The sequence below is a fragment of the Enterorhabdus sp. P55 genome (assembly GCF_009911695.1).
In the GTDB taxonomy this organism is placed as follows: Bacteria; Actinomycetota; Coriobacteriia; order Coriobacteriales; family Eggerthellaceae; genus Enterorhabdus.
Genome location: NZ_QWKK01000134.1, coordinates 1 through 5,223 on the forward strand (window position 1 = coordinate 1; position 5,223 = coordinate 5,223).

A 5,223-nucleotide genomic window follows, 5' to 3' on the forward strand; every position below is an offset into this window, starting at 1 on the left:
TGGCCGAGCCCGGCCCCGCACGCGCCGCCGCCCCGGCCTGCGCCGCCGCGTGCGGCGGGTGCCCCTGGGCCGTGCTCGCCTACGACGCGCAGCTCGACGCCAAGCGCGCCAACGTGATGAGCGCGCTCACCCGCGTCGGCCGCATGGAGGCGGCCCGCGCCGAGGAGCTCGTGGCGCCCTGCGTCCCGAGCAAGCGCCAGTGGGGGTACCGCAACAAGGTGGAGCTGGCGGCCACCGCCGATGCCGCCGGGCGCTTCTCGCTCGGCTTCTTCCGCGAGGGCACCCATGACGTGGACGTGGTGGACGCCTGCCCCGTGGCCGCCAAGGTCATCGAGCGCGCGCCCAAGGCCCTGCGCGGGGCGCTGCGCTACCTGTCGGGCTCGCAGGACCTCGGCATCTACCGGGTGGGCGTGCGCGGCAGCCTGCGCACCAAGGACGTGGAGGTGGCCCTCTGGACGCCGCCGGGGCCCTTCCCCCGCGCCGCCGTGGCCAAGACGCTCGGCTCGGCCATCCGCGCCACGAGCGTCGTGCGCGTGCTCGCCGAGCCGGGCCGGGCGCGCAAGGTGAAGAAGGTGGAGACGCTCGCGGGCAAGGGCTGCTGGGAGGAGCGCTTCGCCGAGGCGCGCTTCCTCACGAGCGCGCCGTCGTTCTTCCAGGTGAACACGGCCCAGGCCGAGAAGCTCGTGGCGCTCGTGCTCGACGGGCTCGAGGTGGCCGAGGGCGACTTCGTGGCCGACCTCTACGCCGGCGGCGGCACGTTCTCGGTGCCGCTCGCGCAGGCCGGCGCGGATGTGGTAGCGGTGGAGGCGGCTGGGTCGTCCGTGCGCGACCTGCGGCGAAACGCCCAGATGAACGCCGTGGAGATCGAGGTCATCGGCGGCGATGCGGCGCGCGAGCTGCCGGCCCTCGGCGAGCTGGACGCGCTCGTGGTCGACCCGCCGCGGGCGGGACTGGCCAAGGGCGTCGTGGACGACATCGTCGCAGCCGCGCCGCAGCGCGTGGCCTACGTGAGCTGCGACCCGCAGACCTGGGCGCGCGACGTGGCGCTGTTCGAAGAGCGCGGCTACCGGCTCGTCCGCGCCACCCCGGTCGACCTGTTCCCGCAGACCTACCACGTGGAGACGGCGAGCATCCTCGAACGCGCCTAGCGGGCGCGGCGGTACGCCTCGTAGACCTCGACCTCCCACTGCTTGCGGTGGCTCTTGGCGACGGTGTCGAGGATGATGCCGGCGGTGATGGAGAGCGCGCCGCACAGCACGAGCGCCACGGCGAGCACCGCCGAGGGAATCTTCGAGACGTAGTCCGTCGCCAGGTACTCGGCGATGACCGGCACGCCCGTCACGAGCCCCAGCAGCAGAAAGACCAGCGCCACCCAGCCGAAGAAGGCGAAGGGGCGGTAGTCCTTGAACAGCGACGTGATGGCGCGCAGCACCCGCGCCCCGTCGCCGAAGGTGGACAGCTTCGAGTAGCTGCCCTCGGGCCGGTCGCGGTAGGCGATGGGCACGTCCACGATGCGCCAGCGCTTGTCCACCGCGTGGATGGATATCTCCGTCTCTATCTGGAAGCCCTCCGAGAGCACCGGCATCGTCTTCACGAACACGCGGTTGAACGCGCGGTAGCCGGTCATCACGTCCTCGAAGGCATAGCCGTAGATGGCCTTGATGAGGAAGCGCACGAGATCGTTGCCGAAGCCGTGGAAGGCGCGGTCGTTCTCCTCGCCGTAGCTGCCGTTGGAGAGGCGGTCTCCCACCGTCATGTCGGCCTCATCGGCAGCCAGGGGCGCCAGGAGGTCGGGCGCAGCCTCGGCCGGGTAGGTGTCGTCTCCATCCACCATGAGGTAGTAGTCGGCCTCGATGTCGCGGAACATCTGGCGCACCACGTTGCCCTTGCCCTGACGGCTCTCGAAGCGCACCACGGCGCCATGGGCGGCCGCGAGGGCGGCGGTGCCGTCGCTCGAGTTGTTGTCGTAGACGTAGACGGTCGCCTCCGGCAGCACGCGGCGGAAGTCGTCGACCACCTTGGCGATGGTGACCGCCTCGTTGTAGCAGGGGACGAGCACGGCTACCCCCTCCCCTCGGCGGGCCTTGTCGATCCGGGTCTGCTGGGCCTCGGTGCGGTAGGTATGCGGCTCGGACACGGTTGCTGCCTCTCGACGGGTTCTCGCGGTACCCCGCCCATGATAGCCGAAGAGCCACCGCGCCTCCACCGAACGTCGCTTTCTTGGTGACGATGGACCGCGCCCGGCCGCCGCGCGGCGGCCATGCGCTATGATGGCCCCATGGAAACGCAGGAAACCCCCTCACAGCACCCGACCGGCCCGGCCGCGGAGGCCACCACGGCAGCAGGCGCGGCATCCCCCGGCACCGCAGGCGCGCCCTCGGACGCCGCGGACGACCCCGCGCAGGTCGCAGGTTCCCCCGTCGGGGCCCTCGTCCCCGCGGCGGGCGTCGCGCTGGCCGCTGACGACGACGCGACGCTCGCCGTCGATGCGTCGGCCGCCCGGCCGCTCGTGCTGGTGATGCACGCCTCAGTGGGATCGGGGCACCGCAGCGCCGCCGAGGCCGTGGCCCAGGCCTTCGAGCTGCTCCGTGACGACCCGGCCGCGGCCGAGCGCTTCGGCGGGGCCTTCCCGGAGGACCTGGAGGTGCGCGTCCTCGACATCCTCGACTACGGGCGCGTGGCCATCGACGGCAACGCCACCGCCTCGATGTTCACCGGCTTCACGCGGCCCATCTACGACCTCACCTGGCGCTACACCCTGACCGGGCGGCTCCTCTGGGGCGGCGGCACCATCTGGGTGCACGCCATGTTCCCCCGCTTCACCGAGTACGTGCGCGCCGAGCGGCCCGTCGCCGTGGTGGCCACCCACATCACCGCCGCCAACGTGGCCGTGGGCGCCCGCATGCTCACGGGCCAGGACTTCCCCATCGTGTGCGTGCCCACCGACTACGAGGTGGAGGGCATGTGGCCCCATCGCAAGGCCGACCTGTTCTGCGTGGCCAACGAGTACATGGCCGAGACGCTGCGCCCGCGCGGCGTGCCCGAGGAGCGCATCCGCATCACGGGCATCCCCACGCGTCCGGCGTTCGGCGAGGAGTACGACCGCGCCGCCGTCCGCGCCGAGCTCGGCCTTCCCGCCGGCAAGCGCCTCGTGCTGGCGCTCGCCGGGGCGCACCTTCCCCGGCCCTACGTGCACTTCCGCGAGGCGCTCGACAAGCTGCTCCCCTACCTGCACTCCTTCGACGACCTGCACCTGGCCGTCATCGCCGGAAAGGACCCTGCCTACGCCGAGCACCTGCGCCGCCAGTGCGAGGACTACGGGCTGTCCAACGTCACGGTGTTTGAGTACGTGGACGGCATCGCGTCGCTCATGGCCGCGAGCGACCTCATCATCTGCAAGTCCGGCGGCCTCACGGTGACCGAGTGCCTCTGCGCGCGCGTTCCCATGGTGCTCATGGGGCGGGCCTACGGGCAGGAGAACGCCAACGTCCGCATGCTCACGGCCTCGGGCGCGGCCCTGCACGTGACCACCGCCCGCGAGCTTTTGGACACCCTGCGTCACATCGACGCGCATCCCGCCAGCACCGACGCCATGCTCATCAACGCGTCGTTTCTGCGCAAGCCGAACGCAGCGGTGGACATCGCCCAGGCCACCTGGGAGCTGGCGGAAAGCGACGAGGCGCCCGATGCGCGCACGCGGCGCAAGCGCTTCATCGACTTCTACTGGGGGCGCAAGCCGGCCCACATCCGCTAGACCGTCCGGGGCCGCGCCCCGCCAAGCTGAAGGGGCCATAAGGCGCCCCGTGAAAGGAACCACCTCCCATGACCTCATTCGCCGAAACCGGCCTGTCCGCCGCCGCCCTCGCGGCCATCGAGCGCCTGGGCTACGAGAGCCCGACCCCCGTCCAGGAGCGCGCCATCCCCCTCGTGCTTAAGGGACGCGACCTCATCGCCGCCGCCAAGACGGGCACCGGCAAGACGGCCGCCTTCTCGCTGCCGGCCCTTGACCGGACGGGCCGCGCGGCGCGGGCCAAGCACCCCGTCGTGCTCGTGGTCACCCCCACGCGCGAACTGGCCAACCAGATCACCGAGGTGTGCGAGGCCATCGCCTCCGGCGACGGGCGACGCGTCACCTGCGTGGTGGGTGGCGTGGCCCAAGGCCCTCAGGAGCAGCGCCTGGCGAAGGGCACCGACGTGCTCATCGCCACGCCCGGCCGCCTGCTCGACCTCATGGGGCAGAAGGCGGTCTTTCTCGATGACGTGGAGGTGCTCGTGCTCGACGAGGCCGACCGCATGCTCGACATGGGCTTTCTTCCCAGCGTGCGCCGCATCGTGGCCGCCACGCCCGAGAGCCGCCAGACGCTGCTGTTCTCGGCCACCATCGACGAGTCGGTGCGCCGCCAGGTAGACGAGCTTCTGCGCGACCCGGCCGTGGTGCAGGTCGCCCACAAGGGCGAGACGGCCGACACCGTCGACCAGTACCTCTGCCGCGTGCCCAAGGCGCTGCGCATGGACCTGCTGCGCGCGATCCTCGACGACTACGGCTCCGAGCGCGTCATCGTGTTCGTCCGCACGCGGCGCCGCGCCGACTCGGCCTGCCGCAAGCTCAAGAAGTGGGGGTTCGCCGCCGAGCCGCTCCACTCCGACCGCTCGCAGAACCAGCGCGACCGCGCGCTGCGCAACTTCGCCCAGGGCAAGACCGACATCCTCGTGGCCACCGACGTGCTGGCCCGCGGCATCGACGTCGACCAAGTGGCCTACGTAGTCAACTTCGACCTGCCCGCCGTGCCCGAGGACTACGTGCACCGCATCGGGCGCACCGGCCGTGCCGGCGCCGAGGGCTTCGCCGTGTCCTTCGCCGTCCCCGAGACCGAGGAGGAGCTTGCGGCCATCGAGAAGCTCATCAAGCGCCCCATCCCCGCCCTCGAGGTGGCGAGCTTTGACGTGGAGCAGGCCGCGGCCGAGTCGGCCGCACGCGCCACCCAGGCCTCGGCGCGCAAGGACCCGGAGCTCGCGCAGGCCGCCAAGGAGATGCGCGCCCGCGAGCGCAAGAAGGCCAAGGCCAAGGAGAAGGCGGCCGAGGAGGCCGCCGAGGCGCGCGAGGCCAAGGGCGGGCGGCCCAAGGCCAAGGCGGCGAAGGCCGGTGCGAGCGGGGCGGGCGGCGGCAAGAGGGCCGCAGGCGAACCGGGCGGACGCGCGAAGGGCGCGGGCGCAGGCGCAGGC

Annotated in this window: 4 protein-coding genes; 3 read left to right on the forward strand and 1 reads right to left on the reverse strand. The window is 72.1% G+C overall.

The features are described 5' to 3' along the window. A partial coding sequence (rlmD, locus tag D1643_RS09695; RefSeq protein WP_160710431.1) for a 23S rRNA (uracil(1939)-C(5))-methyltransferase RlmD occupies positions 1-1,148 on the forward strand: 1,148 nt, incomplete at its 5' end. Here rlmD and D1643_RS09700 read toward each other — a convergent pair. Beyond that, positions 1,145-2,092, reverse strand: a complete 948-nt coding sequence (locus tag D1643_RS09700; RefSeq protein ID WP_160710434.1) for a glycosyltransferase family 2 protein — start codon at positions 2,090-2,092, stop codon at positions 1,145-1,147. The two genes, rlmD and D1643_RS09700, sit on opposite strands and share 4 nt — an antisense overlap. Positions 2,093-2,278: 186 nt before the next feature. On the opposite strand from D1643_RS09700, the gene D1643_RS09705 reads away from it, so the two are divergent. Further along, entirely contained in the window at positions 2,279-3,754 is a 1,476-nt protein-coding gene (locus D1643_RS09705; protein ID WP_160710432.1) for a glycosyltransferase, read from the forward strand. A 68-nt stretch (positions 3,755-3,822) separates the two neighbouring features. Beyond that, a partial coding sequence (locus D1643_RS09710; RefSeq protein ID WP_160710433.1) for a DEAD/DEAH box helicase occupies positions 3,823-5,223 on the forward strand: 1,401 nt, incomplete at its 3' end.